A 24,686-nucleotide genomic window follows, 5' to 3' on the forward strand; every position below is an offset into this window, starting at 1 on the left:
GACATTTGATCCGGTCATCCGATGACATGTTTGAGGATAACGTCAGCCTGTTTGGCCGCCGCTATGTTGACCCGCGGGGAAAAAGGCGGCCGCGAATCAGTGTCCGAGACCTGGTCGCCGATCATTACGAGGTTCTCTTTTATCTTCATGATCCTGATATCATCGCTGGATCCGTATCCGCCTATCCCCGAAACGGAAACTATGAACTTTCCCGAGGGAAGGAGCTCGCCGACAAGCATGCTCTTTGCTTCGGCGTTATCGAGCGCCTCTACCACGATATCGCAGCCGGAGAAGAACCGCCGGGCATGACCGGGCTTTAATTGCCCGGTAACCGCTTCAAGCTCGATATCGGGGTTTATCCTCCGCAAGTTCGCCTCGAGCGCCTTGACCTTCTCCATGCCGACCTGGTCGATGAAAAAGAACTGCCTGTTTAGGTTAGAATGCTCCACCCTGTCGAGATCTATGATCCTGAAAGACCTGAAACCGCATCTGACCAGATTGACCGCGCAATTGGACCCCAAACCTCCGGACCCGGCGATGCCGATCCTGGCCGAGCTCACTTTCCGGAAGGAGTCCTCTCCTATCCCTTCGAGCAGACTTTTTTCAAAAGCGTTCAGATTCATACCGTCATCCAGTCCTGTAAAACAGCCTGATAACCTTTCGCCCTAAGCATCTCCCTGATCTGGGCGACGTCCCTTTCGTCGGATATACGGAACTGCATGTCCATGATATCCTCCCCTTTACTCTGGGTGTGGCCGCCGACCGAAGTGGTGGACCCGGCGGATATCCTGGTAACGCCAAGCGGCATGAGGTTCTCCCTGAAAGAAGGCTCTTCCCGGGTTGATATCGTAATGCCCTGCCTGGGAAGGAAAAGCCTCATGGCCATCACCACCTGGGCGATATCACGGTCACTCACCGGGTGGGCTGCCCGGAAACCGCCCGCGGTGGGCCTCAGCCTGGGCAGTGATACCCCCACTTCGGCTTCGGGGAATTTCTCGCAGAGGTACCTGGCGTGAAGCGCCATAAGGAAAACGTCCCTCCGCCACGGGGCCAGTCCTAGAAGGGCCCCGATATTCACCGCCCTCATCCCTTTTCTTAAAGCCCTTTCCGGGGCGTCCAGCCTGAAACGGTAATCTCTCTTGGGTCCCGAGGGATGCACCTTCCGGTAAATATCCTCCTGATAGGTCTCCTGGTATATGGTAAGCCCGTCAACGCCCTCCTTTATCAGCAGAGCGTATTCCTCCTCTTCGAGGGAATAGATCTCAACGGAGATTGAACTGAAGTATCTTCTCAATACCCTGAGGCAGTCTATTATGTAGGATACCGGGCTTTCTTTGCGGGACCCCCCGGTCAGAAGAAGGACGTGCCTGAGACCCGTCGAGGAAATGAAAGAAGCCTCCTTTTCAACCTGTATCAGAGTAAGCTTTTTCCTGGGTATGTCGCTGGAAGAGTTGAACCCGCAATAAAGGCACCGGTTCTGGCAATAGTTCGAGACGTATATCGGCGTGTAGAGCTGTATGGTGCGCCCGAAATGCTTAAGGGTGATCCGGTGCGCCTTTTGCGCTATTCGTTCGAGATGAGCGGCCGCGTAAGGGGAAAGTAGCGCGATCAGACCTTTTTCGCCTACCCTTTCGCCGCCGAGAGCTCCGCAAAGACCGCTTTCGTCGGCAGCTGTAAAGGCGCTCTCCAGATCGAATTGGCTATATTCCTTTAGAATATCATGATAACTCATCTTAAGAAGCCCGTTAAGGGTGATGAGGCGCTGGCTTTTCCCTCGGGGGACATTTGTCCGGAGAGATAGGAACGTCTACCCGCCCTTACGGCCATCGCGAAGGCCTCGGCCATTCCCGCCGGGTCGCCCGCGACCGCCAGGGCGGTGTTCACCAGGACCGCCGCGCACCCCATTTCCATGCATTCGGCGGCGTGGGAGGGACTTCCCAGACCGGCGTCCACTACCACGGGAACGTCCAGCTCGCTTATCATTATCTTCACAATTTCCCCTGTCTTGAGCCCCCTGCCGGTACCTATCGGTGAGCCCAGGGGCATTACAGCGCTTGCGCCGACGGCCTGGAGCCTTTTTGCCACGGAAAGGTCCGGGCTCATGTAGGGAAGCACGGTGAAACCTTCTTTCACCAGTATCTCGGTCGCCTTCAGCGTCTCGATATTATCCGGAAGAAGATACCTGTTATCGGCGATGACCTCGATCTTGACCCAGTTGCCGCAACCCATTGCCCTGGCCAGGCGCGCTATCCTTACCGCCTCATCCGCGTCCCTTGCCCCGGAAGTATTGGGCATGAGGATGCACCTGTCGGGAATATGGTCAAGTATGTTCTCCTCCCGGGAAGAAGTATCAACCCTCCTCAGGGCGACGGTCACTATATCGCTTCCCGCCGACTCGACGACCTCGCGCACGAGGCGCTTGTCCGCGAACTTCCCCGTTCCCATGAACAGGCGGCTTTTTATCTTCCTTCCGCCTATCTCCAGCATGTCTTCCATTTTATCCACCTCCGACAAAACTCACTATTTCGATATTGTCATCCTCCCCGAGCCGGACCTCGTACCACCTGTCCCTGGGAAGTATGTTATAGTTATGCTCAACGACCACTCTGGCCGGGTCAAGGCCCCTTACCGTCACCAGTTCGCCGACCGTCATATCTGCTTCTATCATCTGCTGGATGCCGTTAACCTTTATTTCCACGATCAATCCTTCTTCCTGAAACTTGTTATCTTTTTCTTAAGCCGCCTTGTCTCTTCAGCCACGTCCCGGGCGGCAGTGATAGCCCTTATGAGGGCTATATTCCTCGCCCCCGCGGCCATAACGCTGTCGATATTAGCAAGGTCGATCCCGCCTATGAAGACGACGGGCTTGGCGGCCTCCTCCAGCACCGTGCCCGCATCCGCCAGGCCAATGGAATAATCCTTGGTCCTCGTCGAAAAGATCGGCCCGTACGCGATATAATCGGCATCCGAACGGTTGGCCTTCTCGAACTGCTCTACCGAATGGGTGGAGACGCCTATCATCCTGCCCTCACCCATGATATCCCGCACAACTTCAAGCGGGTACTTCTCAAGATCTTCCTGCCCCAGGTGCACACCTTCGGCATCCGTCTGGTCGGCCACGAAAGGATCGTCATTGACTATGAAAATGGCTCCTGCCGCTGAACAAAGCTTTCTCAGCTTCCTCCCCAGCTTGATAAGTTCGTCCTTCGGTTTAGTCTTCTCTCGCATCTGGAGTATGTCGACCCCGGCGGAAAGCGCTTCTTCCGCCACTTCGAGAGTGCTTCTTCCCGCGGAATATTCCTCGCTTGTCACCAGATAAAGACTGTGATCGGTTATCCTTGCCACCATGCCCCCAACTAAGAAAAGACCCATGCCTCTGCGCACGGGTCCATGTAAAAAGAGACCTGTCTCCCTACGCTGGCATTATCCAGATCAGGTTCTGTGGGTAATCCGCTTACGCCTGCGAAACTCTCAGGGCGACACACGCCCTCCCCTTTCGTATATTATTAAAACATACGGGCCTGAGCCTGTCAATCAGGCTTTTTTTGATGCGGGAGAGGCTGTTCCTCTTGGGGCGTGAGCGCGATGTAATCTTGTCTGATCCTTGAGATGCTGTTAAAAATGTTCGTGCTTATATTGATCCCCGGGGTAAGCTTCCCGGTCTCCCTGATGAATTTCTTGATGAGGTTCCGCTTGGAATCCTCGCCGAAGGGACAGTTGAACTTCTCCTGGGGGAATCCGGATTCCCTGGCGAACCTGCTTATCCACTTCTCCTCGACGTAACACAAGGGTCTTATTAGGGTTATTTTGCCGGCAAACATTTCCTGTTTGGGATTCATCGCGGATATTTCACCGTTAAAGAGCAGGTTCATCAGCATCGTCTCGGCTATATCGTCCTTGTGATGGCCCAGGGCGACTTTATTGCACCTCATTTCGGCGGCGGTCTGGAATATCACCTTCCTCCTGTTCCATGAGCACCAGAAACAGGAGGTCTCTCCCTCGCGGTCAAGCACGTTCATTTTCCTGACGGTGTAGTCGATACCGGCTTGCCGGAATAGCTTTTCCGCGGCGCGACGCTGCCCGGACATATCTACAGGCAGATCCGGCTCGACATATATCCCCAGAAGGGTAAACCCGACCGGTGCCCATGTACTTATCGCGCTGAGAAGGGTGAGCATGGTAAGGCTATCCTTGCCTCCGGACACAGCGATAAGTATCCTGTCCTCCTGCTCTATCAGCTGGTGATCATGGATGGCCTTTCCTATCTTTGAGTTTATCCGCGCGCCTGTTTCAGTGAGGTTCCTCATATGCGTCCCTTACGACTTTTTCATTATCTTTATCATACCATGATTATATACTTTCACGCGCGCTAACGCAATCCAATTGCCTGCACGGAGACTTTCTCCGGCAGACTCTTCCATGTGAAGTATTTTATTTGAAAAATGGCGCCCGGATGCCTTACAATACGAAAAGAAAAGGAAAAAATAACATGAAGACAGTAACACGGATAGATGACATAAACGACCCGCGCGTCCTGCCGTACAGGTCACTTAAAATGCGGCACCCCGATAAGGACGGCCTCTTCGTGGTCGAGAGCAAACCGGCCGTGAAGGCTCTTTTGGAAAGCGGCATGGACATAGTCAGCTGCCTGACCACCCCCCGGATTTACCGGGAACTCGAAATGCCCGATAAGAGGAATATAAGATTTTACCTCATGGAAAAGAAGGCCATCGAAGATGTGATAGGCTTCAGGTTCCACCACGGCGTTATGATGGCCGCCCGGCTTCCGAAGAGAAGGGATCTTGAAAAGATACCCGTTGACTTCTCCAGACCGCACCTGGTGGTGGCCCTTAACGGTGTCCACGACCCCCAGAACGTGGGAATGATAATCCGTAATGCCGCGGCTTTCGGAGCGGACGCACTGGTGGTCGATGCCGGGACCTATGAGCCTTTTTACCGGAAAGTATCGCGTATATCCATGGGCTCCGTCTTCAAGATACCCGTAGCCTACGAAGAGGACCTCGCGCCGGCGCTGGGAACTCTCAGGCAAAAGTACGGCACGAAGATAGTGGTCAGCTCACTTTCACCCGGTGCGGTAAGCCTTGAAGAAGCGGACCTTTCCGACCGCCTTTGTCTGGTGCTGGGGAATGAATTCTCCGGAGCCTCGGAGAAACTCGCGGAAACTGCCGATCTGTCGGTTAGGATACCGCATGAATTCGGGAAGGTGGATTCTCTGAACGTATCCTGCGCGGCCGCCGTATGTCTTTACCAGGCGTCGCTTAAAAGATCTCTGCACAAAAAAAGCGGCCCCGGGGATTATACCGGGACCGCTCGATTCTCTTAAGATCGCCGCTTTACTTGATGTATTCTGAAGAACTCTTCGATGATGAGCTTTTGGCCGACGAACCTTTATCGGCGCTGGTCTTCTCCAGATTGCTCTTCTGGCCCATTGCCGTCCAGGGCCACTTCTCATCGAACGCTACTCCCCTTACGTCCCTGGGACCAGGCAGAAAGAAGGTCGCCAGATCGAAAGCGCCGTCCACTTCACGGCTCAGGAAATACCATATGCCTTTAAAAAGGCCGCCATCCCATGATCCTTCCTCTATGCCTTTCATCATCTGTCCGGGTATTTCCAAAACGCCGAAAAGCACGTTGAAAGCGCCGCGCTGTAGTTTATTCAGGACAGGCCTGACCGTCGCGTCCTGAAAACTCGGATCGGTCATGTCATAAGGCGTACCCTGTTCCCATGCGTATTCAGCATCAAGGGGTATACCTATGTCCTCGTTGGACGCCGGATCCGCCGCCCAGCAACCCGCAAGTTCCCCCGCTCCGGAGACCGTCCTGCCCAGAGCGCTGCCGACACCGGCAAAGCAGCCGCCGATGGCTCCTATCCAGCCGGTGTTCTCCTTGCCCATCCAGCCGTACTCATATCCCTTGGCTATCTGCGCGGGGATCTCTATCCAGCCGGTAAGCACGTTAGCAAACCCCCAGTAGGCTTTATCCCCCACCGCTTTGGCGTAATCGTCCTGCTGCGCGAAACAAGCCGTCGAAACGAGCATAGCCGTCACTACGACCGCGACAAAAAAGATCTTTTTCATGTCTTTCTCCTCCCTTTTTGGAATTTTCCACATTCTCTTGCCAATTATAATTTATTCCCGCATTTTTTGGAACAAAAAAATATCACCGATTTAGCTTACCGGCAGGATGACCGTCGCGGTCGTACCTTTGCCGGGCGTGCTGGAATACTTCATCTCCCCGCCGTGCGCCTTGATTATTCCGTAACAGACCGAAAGCCCCAGGCCGGTCCCGTGGTCCTTTGTCGTGAAGAAAGGATCGAATATCTTCTGCATATCTTCTTCGGATATACCTATTCCCGTATCCTTGAAATCTATCCAGATATTATCCCCTTTAAGGGAAGTGGTGATCGTCAACTGGCCACCTTCGGGCATGGCATCGGCGGCGTTCCTTATCAGGTTGACGAATATTTCATGCATCTGCTTTTCGTCGACCTGCACATGGGGTATGGTCTCATCCAGGACCGTATCCACCTTGATGTCCTTAAGTCCCATCTGGTGTTCGAGCATCTGCATAGCAAAATTCACAGCCTCGTTAATGTCAACTTCCTTCATCTGTTTCTTGCTCGGCCTGGAGAATAAAAGAAGTCTTTCGATGATGTTCTTGGCGCGGTAACACTGGTCCATTATTATCGAGAGGGATTCATTGATGACATCGTTCTTGGGCTGCTCCATAAGGGATATCTGCGCCCTGCCGGATATCACCATGAGCGGGTTATTGACCTCGTGCGCCATGTCCGAGACCAGCTTGCCCAGCTGGGTAAGCCTCTGGGCCTCCTTGACGCGCTCTCTTTCGGTTATATCCCGGTCAACTCCCCTGTAACCGGCAAGTTCCCCTTCCTCGTCAAAAACCGGCAGGGCGTTGGTCTCTACCTTCACCACCTCGCCCTTCTTATTAACAAGAGGGTTCACGTAGTTCGAGAACTTTTCTCTTTTGTCAATCATTTCGTTAATTTCGCGCGTAAGCTCTTCCTTCTGGTCTTCCGGAAAAAAATCCGAAAAATGCTTGCCTATGACCTGTTCGGGCTTATAACCTATTACTTTTTCGGAGACACTGCTCGAATAAGTGTACCTGCCTCCCGGATCGACCTCCCACACCCAGTCACCCACGTTCTTGGTGATATCCTGGAAGCGTTTTTCGGCATCCTGGAGCACCTTGATCGAAACGGTCGACTTTTTAAGTTCCTCCGCCATTTTGTTGAAGGACGTGGCCAGCTCCCCGACCTCATCACTGGTCCTTGCCGGCACTCTCACGTCAAGATCACCTTTGGCCACTTCGTTCGTAGCATCAACAAGCTGCCTGACAGGACGTAAAACCAGAGTTACTACGGTCGAACTTATGATGATCAGGACCAAGGTCAAAACCACCGTTATCCGCGCAGCCGTGTACTCGGTCTCTCTTATAAGAGCATCCGCGCTCTTCAGGGAGATGCCGAGATTTATAACTCCTATGGCTTTGGATCCTGCCGGTCCGGCCTCTTCGGGCGTCCGGCCCCTGTAAAACCACTCTTCCTCTTCCAGGAAAAGATCCCTCTCGCTCTGCGATATATCCGGGGCTTTACTGAGAACGAAAGCGGATATGTCAATGCTCTTCTCCGAGTCCACTTTCACGCGTCTTATCAGGGGTTTGTCGAGACCGGTCGCCTTCTCCTTTATCTGGGGAACGGGAAGGAGTTCTTTTTCTATGCCTTCCTGTTCCCGTGCGACAAGGACCTCGCCTTTCATGTTTCTTACCGCGCAATAGAGGACATCGGGCTGGTCCATGATACCGCTGGCCAGGTTGTCGAGCATCCTCATGTTACCCGTCAAAACCCCGTATTCGGCGTTATACGCCAGGTTCGTAGAAAGAATGACGCCTTTTTCCTCGTGCTGTGAAACTACAAGAGTCTGTCCGGCCCTGATAAAAAAATAGGATATGGTCACGCTGACAAGAATGATAAGCAGTATCGTGAGTAATATCGATTTGGTTCGTATGCTGATCCTCATATCATTCCGGACGGTTATCTTCCATATACCACGGCCTCTTCAAGATGTTCGGCGGGGATATCAACGCCAATTATCTCCGCCGTTCTTACATTGATAACCAGATGTGTCTTGCGGGGCCTCTTGACGGGTATGTTATGGGTTTTTTGATTTTCAAGGATATCCACGGCGATCTCGGCCGATTGTCTGCCTATATCATGATAGTCGCATTTAAGCGCCATGAGGGCGCCGGCTCTGACGAAATTCTCGGAAAAGGCCATGAACGGAAGATCCGCCCTCAGCGTGGAAAGAATGATGTTCCGGGCGGTGGAAGAATTGTATATCATCGGGTCTACTTCCGCCCACAGGCAATCCGCTTCGGCCAGGACCTCGTCCAGTTTGGGCGATATCTCCGACTCGTCATAAACGGGTTTTGATATCAACTTCAGACCGCTCTTTTCCGCGGCCCGTATTGCTTCGTCAGCGAAACCGCGCCTATTGACAACGTCATAAAGCATGCCCACCTTATCTATGCGGGGAACTATTTTCTTCAACATGCTGAATTGCTTCTGCAAAGATATGTTAAGAGAAACCCCTGTTATATTGCCTCCGGGCCTTTGGAAAGAATCAACTATACCGTTCTCGACCGGGTTAAGCAACATGGTAAAGACCACAGGCCGGGTTTTTATGCTTCTTCTTGCGAAGACGGCGGCTTCGGTGCCGATTACCAGAACGATATTGGCTTCTGACCGATCCACCTCCTTGATAAGAGCTCCCAGGTCGTCCGAGAACTTTTGGAGGTCATGCTCTAAGTAAGTTAAAGCGAAGGCTCTGGCCGACAACTCTTTACGGAAACCCGAATACGCTTCTTCGTAAGGCCGGATCACACGCGACTTAATGACGAAAACGGTCTTTTTATCCCGGGCTTCCGTATCCGGGCAGAAACAGAGCAAAAGCACCATTATCGCTAAACCCGTTCGCGATAACCTTGATCCATGTATATGGTCCGCTTTAAACATAAGTTTCCCTGACTAGAATCTGAGCCTCAGCTCCGCCAAAACCCTCCTGCCGATCGGTTCCCCCTGGCCGGGAGACTCGGTATGCTGGTCCAGCAGGATGTTGCTCCCGCTGACGGCAAGCTCCATGTTCTCGGTGATCCAGTATCCCAGCCTAGCGTTCAGAGTGCTGTACTTGTCTATGGGCTGCCGGTTGTTACCGACATTCTCCCCCTGTCCCACGTAATGCCAGTAAAAGGAGACTTCGGCCCTTTCATCATAGTTCATGAGAACACCCAGATTCCACATGTTCCTGGGCGTGAACCTTATGAACGCGTTCTCGTCGTAATTGACCATCTGCTGAGTATGGTTAGCAAAACACATGAGCCAGTCCGTGGGCCTGTATTCGATGCTGCTCTCCACGCCCCAGGTAGTTGCGTTGCCCTGGTTGAGATATCCGCTCGTTGCTATTAGCGGCACAAAGCTCTCTATCCCCGTGTTGGTCGAATCTATGAAATTCTTTATGTAGCTCACGAAAAAGTCGGTATTGACCTTGATCTTCCTGTCGAAATAATGCCCCTCGTAACCCACTTCACCAGTAACGATCTCTTCTATCTCAAGGTCCTTCTGGCCGAAGCTGTGGGTGCGGGTAGGCGTGTTCTGGTATATATCAAGATAGTATTCACTGAATGTGGGAGCCCGGAAAGCGTTGCCCAGTGAGGCCCTGAGGAAATGGTCCTTGAAAAGCGTGAAGATACCGGCTATCCTCCCGGAAAAATGAAGCCCCGATATCGTATAATAATCCATCCTCCCCGAACCTATAAGCCTGAAGTTATCCATGACCTCCCAGTCATCCTGAAAGTAGGCGTTCCAGATGGTCTGGACCTGGGGGCTTACCACGGGTCCCCAGATATTGGCTTTCGCGTGATCGTACCTGATGCCCGTTCCGACAGTGATGTCATGGCTATCGAAAAGCTCGAAATTGTAGCTCATCTCCGCTTCTACAACGTCTATCTTGGATTTGAACCTTTTCGCATCGGGGTCGTATTCGCCTATGAAATGGTTCCAGAATACCTTGCCCTCGAACCCGTTGATGTCGCAGTCCAGCATGGTGTAGAGATAGCTCATGTCCTGCTCACCCAGGAACGAAGAACTGGTTGAGCTTATGAAGGGAAATTCGCCGATCACGCCTCCGCTGCTAAGCGAGACCGTGGATTCTTCATCTATATAATAATCCACCTGAGCGTTCACCTTGGCCAGATTGGTCTTGAAACTGTCCCTGTAAAAATAATCGTACCTTTTCCATCCAGCGGAAACCTTGTATCCCCAGTCATCCACCCTCTGCCCGTGGACGACGGAGCTTATCGTGTACACGTCGTGGAAGTTCGTCTTTTCGGTGAAATACGTGCCGTCCACTTCCTCAGGGGTTTTCGTGACGATATTGATAAGTCCCTGCAGTGCGTTCGCCCCGTAGAGCGAGGCCACCGGGCCTTTAACTACCTCTATCTGCTTGACCTCATCAGGCTGGATGGTTATGGTATCCCACATGAAAAACCCCTGCGCCGGGAGATACAGGTTCCTTCCGTCAAGCAGAAGAAGAGCCGTGTTATTGATTATCTGGTTCATCCCCCTTATGGCCACATCCGGCTGGGCGATGGTGGTGGTCATGACATTTACCCCGGGCACCTGCCGTAAGGGTTCATATAGATTGATCCCTCCATACATCCTTATCTGTTCCTGGTCCAGGACATATGTGGGTGCGGAGGCCTCTGCAAGGGGCTGGAGTTTTTTCCCGGGGGACACCACCATTGGTATCTGCTCGAAAAGCACCAGTTCCGCCGGAGGGGCCTGGGCGAAGCATGAGCCGCTAAAGGCCGCGAGAATGGAGAATAGAAAGAGTTTTTTGAGCATGTCAATACTCCTCGTTGTCGGACCACTCCAGCATCTGCCAGGGCCATTTTTTCAAAGTCACAGTAAAATAGTAGATCTGGGGAACTTGTACGAAACCCGCTTCAAAATTCTCCCCGAGAACGTTTTGCCCGGAAAAAGTAACTTCAAGCCCGTCGTCGAAAAAAGATTTCCCCACGCAGAAGTCCAGCCTCCAGTGCTTTTTTATGTCAAATTCCGAGCGCGGACTGTCGGCGTCGTTAAAATACACGTATGCGTCACGGAAATTGGCGTTCACGTTCAGCCAGCTACCTCCGAGATACGGCATATTCATAATGGTATCCTCTTCAAGCTTGAGCGTACCCCCCAGATTCGCCTTGTTATCGGGTGAAGCTCCCTGGAATAGCGAAGTAGTGGGGGTGCCTCCGCGGGTATCGGCGATGGTCAGATACGTGTAATTGGCATACAGGGAAAGCCATTCCCACGGCCTGTATGTCGCCGCCAGTTCTACTCCTGAACTCCTGGCCCTGGAAGCATTGTTAAAATCAACTATCCGGGGCTGCGGGGGAACAGCGGAGAACGCCTGGCTTTGAAAGGTCTGGACCATACCCTTGTAAAAAGAGTAGAAAGTATCCGCATCTACGTGAAGCTTACCGTCCATGAACCTTGCCGAATACCCTATCTCAAAAGAATCCACCGTCTCGGTTTTCAACTGGCGGTTCCCCAAAAGCTGCAGAACGTTCCCCGTATCGGACGGGACAAAATTCGTAGCATACTCTTCATAGAAACTGGGCAGGCGGTAACCTCTGGCATAAGTGGCCCTGAAGACATTGTCTCTCACCGGCTCATAAAGAAGAGACGCCCTCGGGGCGAATTGCGTCCGGCGCGTAAGATGAGACCACTCCGCGCGTACACCCGCGACCAGGGTTAACTTTTCAACCAGAGGGCGGTCTTCCAGCAGCACCATCTTCTCGTTGATAAAAGCGGACCAAAGGTCATCGTGGGCGGACTGCCTTACGTTATCCGAAAGCTCCCTTTTGACCTGGAAAGACTCGACCGTGTTATGACGGTAAGAAGCTCCCCAAACGGTGCTGCTTCTTCCCCCGAACAGGTCGAAACTGTCCTGGAACTCTATATCATACTGCCTTTCCCTGTAATCATCGTTCGGTATACCGTTCGAAAGCCTTTTAACATCCCGGTTAATACCCCACCTGTACATCTGAAGATAGCCCGAATGTGTCGGGTTGATATCGTAATTGAACTTTAAGATCTGAAAATCCATCTCGGGGAACTGTTTGGCCGGTGTCGAATTCTGGGCCACTGCGCTGATATTGCGAGGCCCGTAGTTTATCCCGAAAATAAAATCCACGTCAAACGCATCCGTGGCGTTATATTTTATCCTCGAGGTCGCTATCTGGACCTGCTCGCTGTCGGAATAATCCCGCCCGTGGTCGTCACCGTAGCCCCTGTTCATATCGTAGCTGTAAGCCATCCTGAAATCTATATCCCCTGCACTTCCGAGGTCGATATTATCACCGTACCGCCCGATAAATTCGTTCTTTCCGAAATTACTGTAGATATATTTACCAAAGACCCCGGCAGTATCCCCGGGCTCTTTGGTGTTTATATTTATGACGCCGTTAAACGCGTTGAACCCGTAAAGAGTATCATTGGGCCCCCTGAGTATCTCGATCTTGTCGATCTCATCGACGAGAAGCGGGATAAAATCCCAGATCACACCTGAAAAAAGAGGAGTATATATGCTCATACCGTCAAGAAGAACGAGCATGCGCCTTGAAAAGCGCTCGGTAAAACCCCTGGCGGAAACACCCCATGTCCTGCCGTCAAAGGCAATAACATCCACTCCCGGTATCCGCCTGAAAGCATCGGGAGTATCTATTATCCCCCATTCATTCAGATCAGTGGAAGTGATAACGCTTATGGCCGCGGGCGCCTCAAGGATGTCTTCTTCCATCCTGCTCGCGGAATAGACCGTGGGTATCTCCTCGAAAAGCGCAAGTTCCGTCTGGGGGGGCGCGGCCGACTGGGCGAATGCCGGCTTCGCGGCAAAGAAAAGCGATAGCACAATGATCATCATCGGTTTATTAAGCATTTCTTGTGCCTTAGGGTTCGATCAGGTTGTTATACTGCAAATAAAAAGGCGACTCCGATACATATCGGGTCGCCTTTACTCGAAACGTCCATCCAAGATGCGCATATACGCGGGTTCACCTGATGCATAAAACATAAGTTACATAGACGAGATTAAATATAACTTTAATTATTATAATACCTGCCGGTAGCTACAATATTACTCCCCCGACCATCATAAGTCAAATTATTTTCGTTAATTGCTAAAAGCAGGTTTATTTTATTTTACGGCTGCCCGGAAGGGCTGTTTCGGTGACTTTAGGCATTTCGCCGAAAATATCGCGGTAGATCTCGCCGTAACGGTCTTTCCCGCCCATTAAGGCAAAGGTCATGGGCATGACCTCCTTGGCCTTTTCGCTCATCTGCCTGGAGACATTGCGTATATCCCACTGAGCGTGCGCATCTTCACGTAGCCTTGAAATGTGGTAGAGTTCTCTCGCATTAAGCCTCATCAGGACGCGTTTGCGGTGCGCGTTGGTAAGAACGTACGGCGCGGCAAGAGGTTCTCGTTTACTGATGGCATCGTAGGCCTCATTAGTCCTTTCAATTATCTCCATGAACTCTTTTTCAAGACCGGTCTGTTTGATAGACTCGGGAACGGTAACCCCCAGAGAGGGGTCGTATTCCTGGCTGGTTATCGTGGACATGCGGTGCCTTTTAAGCTGCCCGAAACAGGCAGATGAGAGAGCGATGTTGTAAGTGAGGTTAACATACTCGAATTCCCTGAGCATGCTGTCGTAGAACTGCATGTTGCGCCAGGCGGTCTTGAAAATGGACATCTTCTCTTCTTCGGTGATCTCTCTCACCCTGGCAAGGCAATCCTGGTAAGGCAGACCCGATGAAGTATGCAATATGGAAGAAGCCAGGACATCGTCCCCTTGAAGGGTGTATCCTACGAGGCTGACATCCTCCCGGTTATTCCCGGAGGAAGCTTCCTCGCCGATGATGCTTCCGGCGAGCTCCTTAAGCTGCGGATAGGTCAGCCTGTCCTTGTCGTTGGCCTCATGGAATATTACTATGGACGGGGCCACTTCAGAGATCTGTTCGTAAATGGTTTTTCCCAGCTCCTTGACCTCCGCCAGTGGATGTGAAGCGAACCTTCTGAGCATGAGTTCCAGCGTACGGGCATTAAGCGTCTGGCCCACTTGGGATTCGGTGGCAAGAGCAGTTACGTAACGGGCGTCCTCCTTGGCCCAGCCTTCAAGAAGGTTGTGTTTTTTTGGGTCGGAGGCAAGATCACTGTTCTTGCTGAAGATGTGTTCTTTCAACCGCTCGAAGAACCTGAAGTAAGCTTCGTTCTGGATGCGTATGACTTCCCGGAAAATGTCTTCCAGATCAGTGCCTTTTATTTCGGCGGGTATCACGAAATCCTTGTCCAGTGTGATGTACCTCTGGGATTTTTCCGTGTAGGAGCAAAGGCGGAATTTCTCCAGCTCCTCCATGGCGAACCGGGAGACGCCCAGTATGTCAAGGTTGAACACGGCGTGTTCGGCCACCGAATGGTGGCCCATCCTGAATATGATGGTCGAATTGGATTTTCTGGACCTTTCCACCTCCCGGCGGGCGTCCTCCCTTATTTTATCGACAGGACGCGGGTCGCGGCTTATGCGCGCGTAGGCGGCCGAGAGGACTTCGGGGGTAAGATCGTCCCTTTTGCCCGCTTTTTCCTCAAGTTCGCTCAAAACACCCGTATCAACGTTATACCCGGCAAGATATACTTTCATCACGTTCCGTCCTTTTAATAACGATTAATTCAGAAGTCCTTATTGGGGGATACACAAACCGCAAAAAGCGGTAACAATAATGATAACATAAATGGCGGGGATTTTAAACCAATTATGTGCCTGCGGGGAACGGAAACTAGTCCCCGTTCTCGATCTTGCGATGTTTCACTACCTTGGCGCGGACCATGTAGATGACATCCTCGGCGATGTTGGTGGCATGGTCACAGATCCTCTCCAGGTGGCGCGCGACCAGTATCAGGGGTACCGCGCGGAGGGATATATTGGAATTTTTCGATATATGCTCGTCTATCAGTTCATCCGTTATCGAATTCTTAAGAGCGTTCGCCTCCGGGTCGGAAAGGATGACCTGCTTGGCCATGAACTCGTTCTTGTTCACGAAAGAATCGATCGCCTGCTTTACCATTTTCCTGGCGACCTCGGAGAGTTTGGGTATGTCCACCAGGGGCTTTACCAGGGGTTCATCGGAGACCTCTATGACCCTCTGGGCGATATTGACCGCAAGGTCCGCTATCCTCTCTATCTCGGTGTTTATCTTCATGCCGGTGGTGATGAACCTGAGGTCCACGGCCATAGGCTGCTTCGTCGCCAGCAGGTTTATCGCCTCCTCCTCGATTGAGTTCTCCATCTCGTCGATCTTGCCGTCGCCGTCTATCACCGTCTGCGCCAATTCCTTGTCCTGGTTTTTAAGCGCTTCCACCGACTTGAAAATGGCCTCCTCGGCCAGGCTGGCCATCTTGACCAGATCAGTGTTAAGTTTTTTCAGCTCATCATCCAAATGCCTCTCCATCATCATCCTGCACCTCTCTTTTGATTAGGGACATCAACCGAACCGGCCGGTTATGTAATCCTCCGTTATCTTCTTGGAAGGATTGGTGAATATCTTGTTCGTTTCGTCATATTCTACCAGTTCACCCAGCATAAAAAAAGCGGTATTATCCGATATCCTCGCCGCCTGCTGCATGTTGTGCGTGACTATTATTATGGTATATTCCTTCTTGAGCTCCTGGATGAGCTCCTCTATCTTGGACGTGGACGTCGGGTCAAGAGCGGAAGCCGGTTCGTCCATGAGAAGGACCTCCGGTTCCACCGCCAGCGCCCTTGCTATACAGAGCCTCTGCTGCTGGCCTCCCGAAAGATCGAAAGCGCTGTGGCCAAGCCGGTCTTTCACCTCTTTCCACAAAGCGGCTCCCTTAAGGCTGGTCTCGACCTTCTCGGCTATGAATTTTGTGTTCTTTATGCCGTTTATCTTCAGGCCGTAGGCCACGTTCTCGAATATGGTCTTGGGGAACGGGTTGGATTTCTGGAAGACCATTCCCACTTTTTTCCTTATCTCCACCACGTCCACGGTAGAGCTGAAAATGTTCTCCCCGTCAAGGATGACCGTCCCCTCCCCCCTTGCCCCGGGGATAACATCGTTCATCCTGTTCAGGCTCCTAAGGAATGTGGATTTTCCGCATCCGGAGGGACCGATGATACCAGTCACCTGGTTCTTGTAGATGTCCATGGTTATGTCCTTAAGCGCGTGGACATCCCCGTAATAAAAATCAAAGTTCTCTACCTTTATCTTGATTCCGTCCTTCATCCTTAATCCCTTTTTAGTTTCCTTAAATGATACCTGAACACTATCGCGAAAAGGTTCATCGTAAATACCAGCGCTATGAGCACGAGTGCCGTGGCGTAAGCGATAGGCCTTACCTGCTCTATCGCGTGGTGCTGGGTCGACATAATGTACAAATGGTACGGAAGCGCCATGAACTGGTCGAACACCGACCTGGGTAAAAACGGCAGGAAGAAAGCCGCTCCGGTAAAAAGTATCGGCGCGGTCTCTCCGGCTGCGCGTGACAATCCGAGTATGGTCCCGGTAAGCATGCCGGGAACGGCGTACGGAAGCACATTCGTCCTTATGGTCTGCCACTTGGTCGCGCCCAGCGCCAGTGCCCCGTCCCGGTAGGACCTGGGCACGTTCTTAAGAGCTTCCTCGCTTGCGGTTATCGTCCAGGGCAGGGTCATAAGCCCCAGCGTGAACCCGGCCGAAAGTATGCACGTGCCCAGCCGGAGAAGCTGAACGAAAAGCACGACCCCGAAAAGCCCGTAAACTATAGAGGGGACGCCGGAAAGGTTCCTGATCGACATCCTTATCAGGCGCGTCAGCTTATTATCCCTGGCGTACTCGTTCAAGTAGATCGCGCATCCCATGCCCAGGGGCACGGCAAGTACCGCGGTAAAGACCGTGACCAGAAAGGTCCCCACTATCGCCGGGAAGATACCTCCCTCGGTCATCCCGTTCTTCGGAGGCTGGGTGAGGAACTGCCAGCTTATGACGCCTATTCCCTTGGATATGATATCATACAATATCACCATGAGGATGAACACCACAACTGCCATGCACGTCCTTAAAAGTGCAAAGCCCAGCATCTGTGAAAGTTTCTTGTTGTTCATTGCTGCTTCACCACCTGATATTTACGCAATACGATATCCGCTATCATGTTGACCATGAAGGTAATAATGAAAAGCACGAGCCCGACCCCGAAAAGCGCGTAATAATGCGTGGTGTAATAAGGCACCTCCCCCAGTTCTATGGCTATCGTGGCGGTCATGGTCCTTACCGAGTCCAGAAAACTCTGGGGCATGGCCGGCGCGTTGCCACAGGCCATGAGCACCGTCATCGTCTCTCCTATGGCTCTACCCATGCCGAGCATGCTTGCGGCGAATATACCGGACATGGAAGCTGGTATCTTGACCCTGACGACCGTCTGCCACTTGGTGGCCCCTAAAGCCAGCGAGGCCTCCGAATAGGACTTGGGAACGCTCTTTAAGGCGTCTTCGGTAAGGCTGATTATGGTCGGTAAGGCCATTATCCCCAGGAGTATGGAACCGTTGACCGCGTTAAGCCCGTTTGGAATATTGAATATCCTGGCTATTATCGGTCCCACAAGTACGATACCCAGAAAACCGATAACGACCGAAGGGATGCCGGCCAGTATCTCTATCACGGGCTTGGCTATTTCCCTGACGCGTTTATTCGCGACATCCGATAGATACGCCGCTGTACCTATACCAAGGGGAATAGCGATGACCAGCGCCCCTACCGTTACCATAAGGGTGCTTACCAGCATGGAACCTAGGCCGTAGATGGGCTTCACGTAAGAGGTGGGGTTCCAGCGCGCGGTAAAAAGGAATTCCTTTATGCTTATTTCCTTGAAACCCGGAAGTGAAGTGAAGACAAGGAGGGCAAAGATCCCCAATAGAACTATAACGACAAGAAAGCCGTTAAAGAAAAAGAGGCCGTGGATCAACTTTTCTTTCAGGTCTTTCATTTATTATCCACGGCCTCCTTCAGCACACAGCTTTTACTTCTTTAGATACCCGCGTTCCTCTCATTGAACTGTTCGTATTCCTTGGGAATGGGAAAGAACCCTTCTTCTTCCACTATTCTCTGCCCCTCGGCGCTCAGTTCGAATTCAATAAAATCGCGCACATCCCCTTCAGGCGTTCCGTCAACATACTGGTTGAGGGGTCTGGCTATCGGATATTTACCGGACTTTACATCTTCTGTCCTGAGAGGGCTCGCGTAAGGAGCTCCCTCATAGGCGGCCACCTCCAGCACCTTTATGCCGGTGACGTTCTTCACGTATCCCACGCCGACATATCCTATGCCCGTGGAATCGGCCTTCACCGCCTCGACTATCTGACTGTTACCGTTCATCCTTTTCATCCTGGCCGAATAGTCCCCTTTAAGTACCATGTCCCTGAAAAGAACGAACGTGCCGGAATTGGACTGCCTGCCGTAAAGAGTGATAGGTTTATCCGCGCCTCCCACGTCCTTCCAGTTGGTCGCCTCGCCGCGGAATATCTTGCCGATCTGTCCCATGGTGAGTTTATCGACACCGTTGGTGCCGTTAACGATCACACTCAAGCCGTCAAGCGCGATAACCACCCTTTTCGGGCTGACCCCGCGGCTCTGGGCGCGGGTTATCTCCTTGGGCTTCATGTTGCGTGAAGCGTTGGCAAGGTCGCATTTACCGTTTGTCAAAGCGGCTATACCGGTACCCGACCCACCGCCGGTGACGGCGATATATTTGCCCGGGTTCTTTTCCATGTACACTTCGCTCAGCTTCTGCACGAGATTTATCAGGGTATCCGATCCCTTGATCTGGACCATATCCCCGGCGCGCGCGCCGCCCGAAGTGCACAAGAAAACCGCCATTACCGCAAGTGCTATTATTTTCCTGCTCTTCTTCATGGATCTTCTCCTTTTTATTTTATAAGATTATTTTGTGACAGATCTGTGAACTTCGCGTTACGTTTGAGATACATTAGAACTTCACCTTCACGTCCATCTGGAGAAGCTGGTACGGCTCGTCCATCCTGTTATTCAGTGTCTCGTCAAGGCTCAGCGGCCATGTGCAGCAATATTTTCCGCCCAGCAGGGTATTCTTGAAGATGGCATACTGCACGCCGAAAATAACACCCTGAGAATTGGTACCGCCTCCGGCGGCAGCACCGGCAGTGGTGAACCCCACGAAATCCGAGTCAGGCATGAAATCCGGCACCGCGTCCCTTTCGATATACCTGTATTCGCCCCAGAGCTTCCACTGGCCGGGCTTCTTCGGCTTCTTCTTTCCTATATAACCGCCGAGCTGCCAGGCGAACCTTCTCTTGGGCGGATCGGTGTTGAAGATAAGGTCGGTATAAAGACCGTGACCCAGTTCAAAGTCACCCAGCATCTTGCTGTCATACTTGATCAGAAAGTCCAGCATGTTGAAGTCATAGCGGTAAGTATTGCCCAGCGCTCCCCCCCAGGTGGTGTTGGTGCCCGCGGAATGTTCGGCCAGGTTGGCGCTCTGGTTGCCCTTTACGTTGGCAAGATCATAATAGGCAAGCCCGAAGTTAAGCTTAGCGCCCCAGTCGCGAACTACATCCATCTTCACACCGCCCTGCATGACCCACATAAGAGGATCCCTCTGGGAAGTGGACATCTCATCCAGCCAGAGCATGCCTGCGTTGGCGTAAAGATTGCCCGGGATATCGCCCATCTCGAAAGGTGAGGACATGTACTGGGCCGCTATACCCGCCGGCCATATATCCCCGTCCCACAAAAGTTCCGACTTCTGCAGCGGGTTCTTGAACTTACCCAGCCACAGCGTGCCGTCACCCACACCTTCGGGAAGTTGCGGAGTCCAGCCGATATAATAACCGTCAATCCTGATGTCTTTGGTCTCGAACTCATCATCCAGGGTCTGGTTCGTTGAACGCGGATCGTTACCTCCGGTGACTATGTACATTCCGGCCTTCACCTGGTCGTTGACCTTGCCCTCGACGCCCAGGCGGGCTCTCACCCTCTGGCGGGTCCTCTGGTGGGCCGGGCCCAGGCCTTTACCCCAGTCCGTCTGCGTGCGAAACCTGACATCACCCTTGACCTTGATCTTCTGGGTCCAGGCAGGCGCCGTGACGGCCTTACCCTTGGCAAGTTCCTTGGCGGCTTCTTCCTTCGCCTCGGCCAGGAGTATCTGTGCCTCGTAAGGCGTGAGAACGCCTTTTTCCACAAGCTTGTTGACAAGCACGTCCATCTGTCCCGCATGTACCGTCGCCGCCCCAGCAAAAAGCGCGAAAGCCCCAAGCAAGATAATTAAAGTTTTTCTCAATATTTTCTTCCCCCTATTTAGGATGGGGCCGGTCTAGACGTTTACAAGTTCACCCGTCTTTTCCAGTCCCGATTCTTCGACGTATTTTTCGATATCTTTATAGTGCAAACGATGATCGGCGACAAGGTAAGTTAAAAGCCAGTCATTCTGGTCGTCAGGTTCACCTCCTTCCTTCTGAATTTTCTTGCCGCTTGACATCATGTTCATAAGCCCTCCCGACATGACAACACAGAACCGGTAATAGGTCGCTCCTATCAGGCTGCCGAAGACCGCCAGGATAAATACCTCTAAGAATATCTCCATAACTTTCCCCTTCCCTTTTGGACTTGAGTGTATATCCTGCCTGTGAAATCGGATTTAAGGAAAAGTGACAATTTTGTGAATTGTAGAAGGGGCCTCTTTTCGAATTTTTGGCCTGATGAAAAGTCTTTCACGCCCTGGGAACCGTGAAAAAAAAGGTCGAGCCTTTTCCCGGGGTGCTTTCGACCCAGACATCTCCGCCATGGTCCTGTATGATATGCTTGACTATCGAAAGACCCAGACCCGTGCCTCCGAGCTCTCGTGAGCGGGCCTTGTCCACCCGGTAGAACCTTTCGAAGATGCGCGGCAGGTCCCTCTCCGGGATGCCGATACCGTTATCGAAAACGGATATTTTTACGAGACCCTCCTCGCGGGAAGCCCGTATTTCCACACTGCCACCTTCTTCGGAATATTTGATAGCGTTATCCACCAGGTTGAGCATGACCTGGGATATGCGCATATCGTCGGCCATTATCTCGGGCAGGTCCCCGGGTATATTGACCTCGATATTGATGTTCTTTTCCCTGGCCTGTCTTTCAAGCCCCGAAAGCACCTTCCTGGTTATCGGATAGATCGAGCAGGGTTTAAGCTCGGATCTGACCTTCCCCGATTCTATGCCCGAAAGGCTTAGGAGGTCCTCGATGAGCTTGGCCAGTCGGTCGGCGGCGGCATGTATTATCCTGACGAATTCCTCGGCATGCGTCTTGTCTTCAAGGGCTCCTTCGAGGAGGGTCTCTGAATACCCCTGGATGTTGGATACCGGGGTCCTCAGCTCGTGCGAGACATTGGCCACGAAATCCTTGCGTATCTTCTCGAGTTTCCTGAGCTCGGTTATATCATGAAAGACCAGGACAGCGCCTTCGGTCTTTTCTTCACGCAATATCGGCGTGCCGTGAACGAAAAAGGTCTTCTCCTCGTCAAGAAGGAGCGTTATCTCCCTTGACTCCACCCCTTCGGTCAGCTTGAGTACGCTGTCGGTCATCTCCTGGACGTCGACGTTCCTCAAGACTTCCACGGGTTTTTTCCCGGCGGGATTATCCTGCACCATGAGGACCGACATAAGAGAAGGGTTCATCAGAAGTATTATCCCCCTGGAATCGACCACCATTACCCCGTCGAACATGTTAAGGAGCACCGCCTCGAACCTGGACCGGCCCGTGATAACCTCGTCTATGCGCGCCCTTATCTGTTCCGACATGTCGTTGAAGGATTTTGCAAGGTCCCCTATCTCGTCGTTAGAGCGAATAAGGACCCTTTCGGAGAAATCCCCACCCGCTATTTTTTTAGCCAGTTCCGACATGCTCCTCAGGGGTTTTGAGATGAGTATGGAAGTAAAGAAACTTGCGATCATCGCGAAGAGAAAAGCGAGAAGTATGGAGACCGAGAGCGTTCTCTTGAGACGGCTTGAGATGAACTCAACATCCGAAAGCGGGACGGCCAGCCTTACCACCCCGCGGTCCATTCTCTTGGCCATATACAGGAGGTTCTTCTGCACTGTGGTGCTGAACCTTATGCTTTCACCGGTACCGGTAAGAAGAGCTTCCTGCACTTCCGGGCGGTAGAGGTGGTTCTCCACCCTGGCAAGCTCCTCCTGGTCAAGGTCCGTGTCGCCCAAGACCTTCCCGTCAAGCCCTATAAGCGTGACCCTGAGCCCCAGGGACTCTCCCACCTCATTCGCTATGAGATCGAGTTCCCTTCCCGCGGTGCCGTCGCTCATCGCTTTTTCGAAGATCATCTTCGTGAGAACGCTCTCCTTGAGAAGATTGGTCTTCATCCTGCGATAGGCTTTTTCTATGAGGGCGTTATCGAGGTAGAGGTAAGTACCGAAGAGTATGACCGCGAAAAGCAGGACGAAGATTATAGTGATCTTATACTGGATATTCAGCCGCAAGATCAATCCTTTTCTCTGAACTTGTACCCTATTCCCCTTACGGTCTCTATCGCGTCGCCTGCCTTGCCCAGCTTTTCACGCAAGCGCTTGACATGGGTATCGACCGTCCGTGTGGTAACATCGCTGGCTATATCCCATACGTCGTTCAGCAACCGTTCCCTCGACTGCACCCTGCCGGCCCGTTTCATCAGCGTGCCCAATAGATCGAACTCCATGGGGGTGAGCGTGACCTCTTTCTTGTCGACCGTCACCATATGCCGGGATATGTCGACCTTGAGCTTGCCGGACTTGAGAATGTCCGCTTTGGGCTCAGGCTTTGTCACTCTTTTCAGTATCGCCTTGACCCGCAGAATGAGCTCGCGTGGGCTGAAGGGCTTGACTATATAATCGTCCGCGCCCAGCTCGAAACCAACTACCCTGTCGACTTCCTCGCCCTTCGCCGTCAGCATGACAACGGGGATATTGGAAAGCTTCTCATCCTGTTTTATTCTTCTGCATACTTCAAGACCGTCTATCTGCGGGAGCATTATATCCAGGAGGATAAGGTCGACCGGGTTCCTGTCAAGGACCTCAAGAGCGTTCTCCCCCGTCGATGAGACGGCGCATTCGAATCCGGCCTTTTCGAGGTTATATTTGACGAGCTTCGCGATATCCTTGTCGTCTTCAATGATAAGTATCCTCTTTTTCGCCATTGGTCAGTCTCCGTTTCTTTTATGTTACCCTAACAGGGTCTATCAGCAACTTACAAATATCATACAAAATCATCAATGAATTGTCCACCAGTTATTGGCCTTATCCCATCGGGTTTTCAGCGTATTACGCAGGAAAAGGAATTCACAGGACCATGACACGGCATTCACACTAACGTAACAGAATGTGTATATACTGTACGGCGGTATTTTCGCTCTAGTGAGCGCCATACAGAAGAGCAGGACGTGGGGAAAAGAAAAAAGGGCACAGTGGAAAAGTTGGATGAAGCCCGCGCGTTATATTACGAAACTGGTAAAAACTCTCTCCTTAAGACCTATCAATGATAATGTTCAGACGGATCCCCCGGTAACATGCGGGGTCTATGACGTGAATGAAATAACCAGCCTATACGGATCTATTCTCCGGAGATCTTTTCAAGCCTGCCCCCTTTGAAATACAGGCAGTCGCCGTAGGGGTATATCCATTTCTGTCGGCCTCCGGAAAGGTCCTCTATTTTCGCGGGGCTTCCCCAGCTCATCTGCACCTGGCCGGAGGTCATGCCCGGCTGGATCATGTGTCTCTCAAGATAGTTCTTGGTCATCTCATCCCATTTTTCCGGATCATCCCTGGAAAAATTATCCCATAACCTGTTGCGCGAGCGCATGCTCCTTGGAACGTTGGTGCCGCTGAGGTTGAGTTCGACATAACCCTTCTGTTCATATTCATTCTCGAGGATGAACCTTACCGGGGTGGTATTGCTCCAGCCTGGTTCGACGTCCACGACCGTGAGAGAAGAATATTTAGGCGCGTAAACCGGCTCGTAGGAATCGGTAGCTTCCTCATACCTCAGCATGTTCTCCTTGAGGTGCCAGAGTTTGCTGCCCGAGAACTCCTCTCTGGCGTTCTCGATATCCCTGAGGGGGATAAGCCCTTCTATGCAGCCGGTATTAGTTACAGCTTCGTAGAGAGTGCCGTCGTCGGAGCGGAAACGCACGGTGAAATTATCCTCGTCCTGGATATCTATATCCGTGACAGTAACGGTCTTGCCGACGCATTCGGCGTAAGAGGGGCTTCTCTTGCCGTCCCCATCCACTATATTGATGTTAACGTACTTGAATTTCCTGAGGTTCATCGGCTTGGGATGGAAAACGAACTTTTCGCCGCGCCAGGTCCCGGCGGGCCTGCAGGAATACACGTTCTGGGGCGCGTTATCCGCAAAAACGGTACCCGAGAGGAACAGAATGATCAGGATAAACGAAAGCTTCTTCATATTTGCATTTTAGGCAGGCTGGATGAGTATGTCAAACGAATATTGCGTGAACATCGCGGGTGGAGTATGACGCGGC

Annotated in this window: 23 protein-coding genes and 1 riboswitch; of the genes, 1 reads left to right on the plus strand and 22 read right to left on the minus strand. The window is 52.1% G+C overall.

Going from position 1 to position 24,686, the window contains the following annotated elements; translation table 11 throughout:
• Window positions 1-14: 14 nt before the first annotated feature.
• The 6 genes from thiF to GF409_06175 form a co-directional block, all read right to left on the minus strand.
• Window positions 15-617: a sulfur carrier protein ThiS adenylyltransferase ThiF gene (thiF, locus tag GF409_06150; protein ID MBD3426795.1), complete on the minus strand. Its 603-nt coding sequence runs from the start codon at window positions 615-617 to the stop codon at window positions 15-17.
• 2 nt (window positions 618-619) lie between these two features.
• Window positions 620-1,732 (minus strand): 2-iminoacetate synthase ThiH, encoded by a 1,113-nt coding sequence (thiH, locus tag GF409_06155; GenBank protein MBD3426796.1) that lies wholly within the window; start codon window positions 1,730-1,732, stop codon window positions 620-622.
• Window positions 1,729-2,496, minus strand: a complete 768-nt coding sequence (locus GF409_06160; protein ID MBD3426797.1) for a thiazole synthase — start codon at window positions 2,494-2,496, stop codon at window positions 1,729-1,731. The genes thiH and GF409_06160 overlap by 4 nt, the downstream gene beginning before the upstream one ends.
• A 1-nt stretch (window position 2,497) precedes the next feature.
• The gene (thiS, locus tag GF409_06165) at window positions 2,498-2,692 is read right to left on the minus strand and encodes a sulfur carrier protein ThiS (protein MBD3426798.1); all 195 of its coding nucleotides are present in this window, start codon (window positions 2,690-2,692) and stop codon (window positions 2,498-2,500) included.
• Window positions 2,693-2,700: 8 nt separating this feature from the next.
• A complete protein-coding gene (gene thiE / locus GF409_06170) occupies window positions 2,701-3,372 on the minus strand; it encodes a thiamine phosphate synthase (GenBank protein MBD3426799.1) in 672 nt (223 codons plus the stop codon).
• 20 nt (window positions 3,373-3,392) lie between these two features.
• Window positions 3,393-3,505: riboswitch (TPP riboswitch) on the minus strand.
• A 25-nt stretch (window positions 3,506-3,530) separates the two neighbouring features.
• On the minus strand, window positions 3,531-4,307 hold the full coding sequence (locus tag GF409_06175; protein ID MBD3426800.1) for a hypothetical protein: 777 nt from the start codon (window positions 4,305-4,307) through the stop codon (window positions 3,531-3,533).
• A 146-nt stretch (window positions 4,308-4,453) separates the two neighbouring features.
• On the opposite strand from GF409_06175, the gene GF409_06180 reads away from it, so the two are divergent.
• Entirely contained in the window at window positions 4,454-5,344 is an 891-nt protein-coding gene (locus GF409_06180) for a hypothetical protein (GenBank protein ID MBD3426801.1), read from the plus strand.
• A gap of 10 nt (window positions 5,345-5,354) precedes the next feature.
• Here the strand turns inward: GF409_06180 and GF409_06185 are convergent, their stop codons facing one another.
• From GF409_06185 to GF409_06260, 16 genes are all read right to left on the minus strand, one after another.
• On the minus strand, window positions 5,355-6,098 hold the full coding sequence (locus GF409_06185; GenBank protein MBD3426802.1) for a hypothetical protein: 744 nt from the start codon (window positions 6,096-6,098) through the stop codon (window positions 5,355-5,357).
• Between the two features lie 90 nt (window positions 6,099-6,188).
• Window positions 6,189-8,060 (minus strand): PAS domain S-box protein, encoded by a 1,872-nt coding sequence (locus tag GF409_06190; protein ID MBD3426803.1) that lies wholly within the window; start codon window positions 8,058-8,060, stop codon window positions 6,189-6,191.
• A 14-nt stretch (window positions 8,061-8,074) separates the two neighbouring features.
• Window positions 8,075-9,055 carry a hypothetical protein gene (locus GF409_06195; protein ID MBD3426804.1) on the minus strand — a complete coding sequence of 327 codons (981 nt, stop codon included), beginning with the start codon at window positions 9,053-9,055 and terminating at the stop codon, window positions 8,075-8,077.
• Window positions 9,056-9,067: 12 nt separating this feature from the next.
• Window positions 9,068-10,942, minus strand: coding sequence for a TonB-dependent receptor (locus GF409_06200; protein ID MBD3426805.1), 1,875 nt, complete (start codon window positions 10,940-10,942; stop codon window positions 9,068-9,070).
• A 1-nt stretch (window position 10,943) separates the two neighbouring features.
• On the minus strand, window positions 10,944-13,031 hold the full coding sequence (locus GF409_06205) for a TonB-dependent receptor (GenBank protein ID MBD3426806.1): 2,088 nt from the start codon (window positions 13,029-13,031) through the stop codon (window positions 10,944-10,946).
• A gap of 253 nt (window positions 13,032-13,284) precedes the next feature.
• Window positions 13,285-14,796, minus strand: coding sequence for a thymidylate synthase (FAD) (locus GF409_06210; GenBank protein ID MBD3426807.1), 1,512 nt, complete (start codon window positions 14,794-14,796; stop codon window positions 13,285-13,287).
• A gap of 133 nt (window positions 14,797-14,929) precedes the next feature.
• Window positions 14,930-15,601 (minus strand): phosphate signaling complex protein PhoU, encoded by a 672-nt coding sequence (gene phoU, locus GF409_06215; GenBank protein MBD3426808.1) that lies wholly within the window; start codon window positions 15,599-15,601, stop codon window positions 14,930-14,932.
• Between the two features lie 33 nt (window positions 15,602-15,634).
• Complete coding sequence (locus GF409_06220) at window positions 15,635-16,396, minus strand: phosphate ABC transporter ATP-binding protein (GenBank protein ID MBD3426809.1); 762 nt, start codon at window positions 16,394-16,396, stop codon at window positions 15,635-15,637.
• Between the two features lie 2 nt (window positions 16,397-16,398).
• Window positions 16,399-17,253 carry a phosphate ABC transporter permease PstA gene (pstA, locus tag GF409_06225; GenBank protein MBD3426810.1) on the minus strand — a complete coding sequence of 285 codons (855 nt, stop codon included), beginning with the start codon at window positions 17,251-17,253 and terminating at the stop codon, window positions 16,399-16,401.
• Window positions 17,250-18,131: a phosphate ABC transporter permease subunit PstC gene (gene pstC / locus GF409_06230; protein MBD3426811.1), complete on the minus strand. Its 882-nt coding sequence runs from the start codon at window positions 18,129-18,131 to the stop codon at window positions 17,250-17,252. Before pstC ends, pstA begins: the two co-directional genes overlap by 4 nt.
• A gap of 41 nt (window positions 18,132-18,172) precedes the next feature.
• Window positions 18,173-19,057, minus strand: coding sequence for a phosphate ABC transporter substrate-binding protein PstS family protein (pstS, locus tag GF409_06235; GenBank protein MBD3426812.1), 885 nt, complete (start codon window positions 19,055-19,057; stop codon window positions 18,173-18,175).
• Between the two features lie 73 nt (window positions 19,058-19,130).
• On the minus strand, window positions 19,131-20,459 hold the full coding sequence (locus GF409_06240) for a hypothetical protein (protein MBD3426813.1): 1,329 nt from the start codon (window positions 20,457-20,459) through the stop codon (window positions 19,131-19,133).
• 33 nt (window positions 20,460-20,492) lie between these two features.
• On the minus strand, window positions 20,493-20,762 hold the full coding sequence (locus tag GF409_06245) for a hypothetical protein (GenBank protein ID MBD3426814.1): 270 nt from the start codon (window positions 20,760-20,762) through the stop codon (window positions 20,493-20,495).
• A gap of 127 nt (window positions 20,763-20,889) precedes the next feature.
• On the minus strand, window positions 20,890-22,650 hold the full coding sequence (locus tag GF409_06250; protein MBD3426815.1) for a HAMP domain-containing protein: 1,761 nt from the start codon (window positions 22,648-22,650) through the stop codon (window positions 20,890-20,892).
• Window positions 22,651-22,652: 2 nt separating this feature from the next.
• Window positions 22,653-23,342: a response regulator gene (locus tag GF409_06255; protein ID MBD3426816.1), complete on the minus strand. Its 690-nt coding sequence runs from the start codon at window positions 23,340-23,342 to the stop codon at window positions 22,653-22,655.
• Between the two features lie 413 nt (window positions 23,343-23,755).
• Window positions 23,756-24,610: a hypothetical protein gene (locus GF409_06260; protein ID MBD3426817.1), complete on the minus strand. Its 855-nt coding sequence runs from the start codon at window positions 24,608-24,610 to the stop codon at window positions 23,756-23,758.
• Between the last annotated feature and the right edge of the window lie 76 nt (window positions 24,611-24,686).

The sequence above is a fragment of the Candidatus Omnitrophota bacterium genome, assembly GCA_014728045.1.
Lineage (GTDB): Bacteria > Omnitrophota > Gorgyraeia > Tantalellales > Tantalellaceae > WJMH01.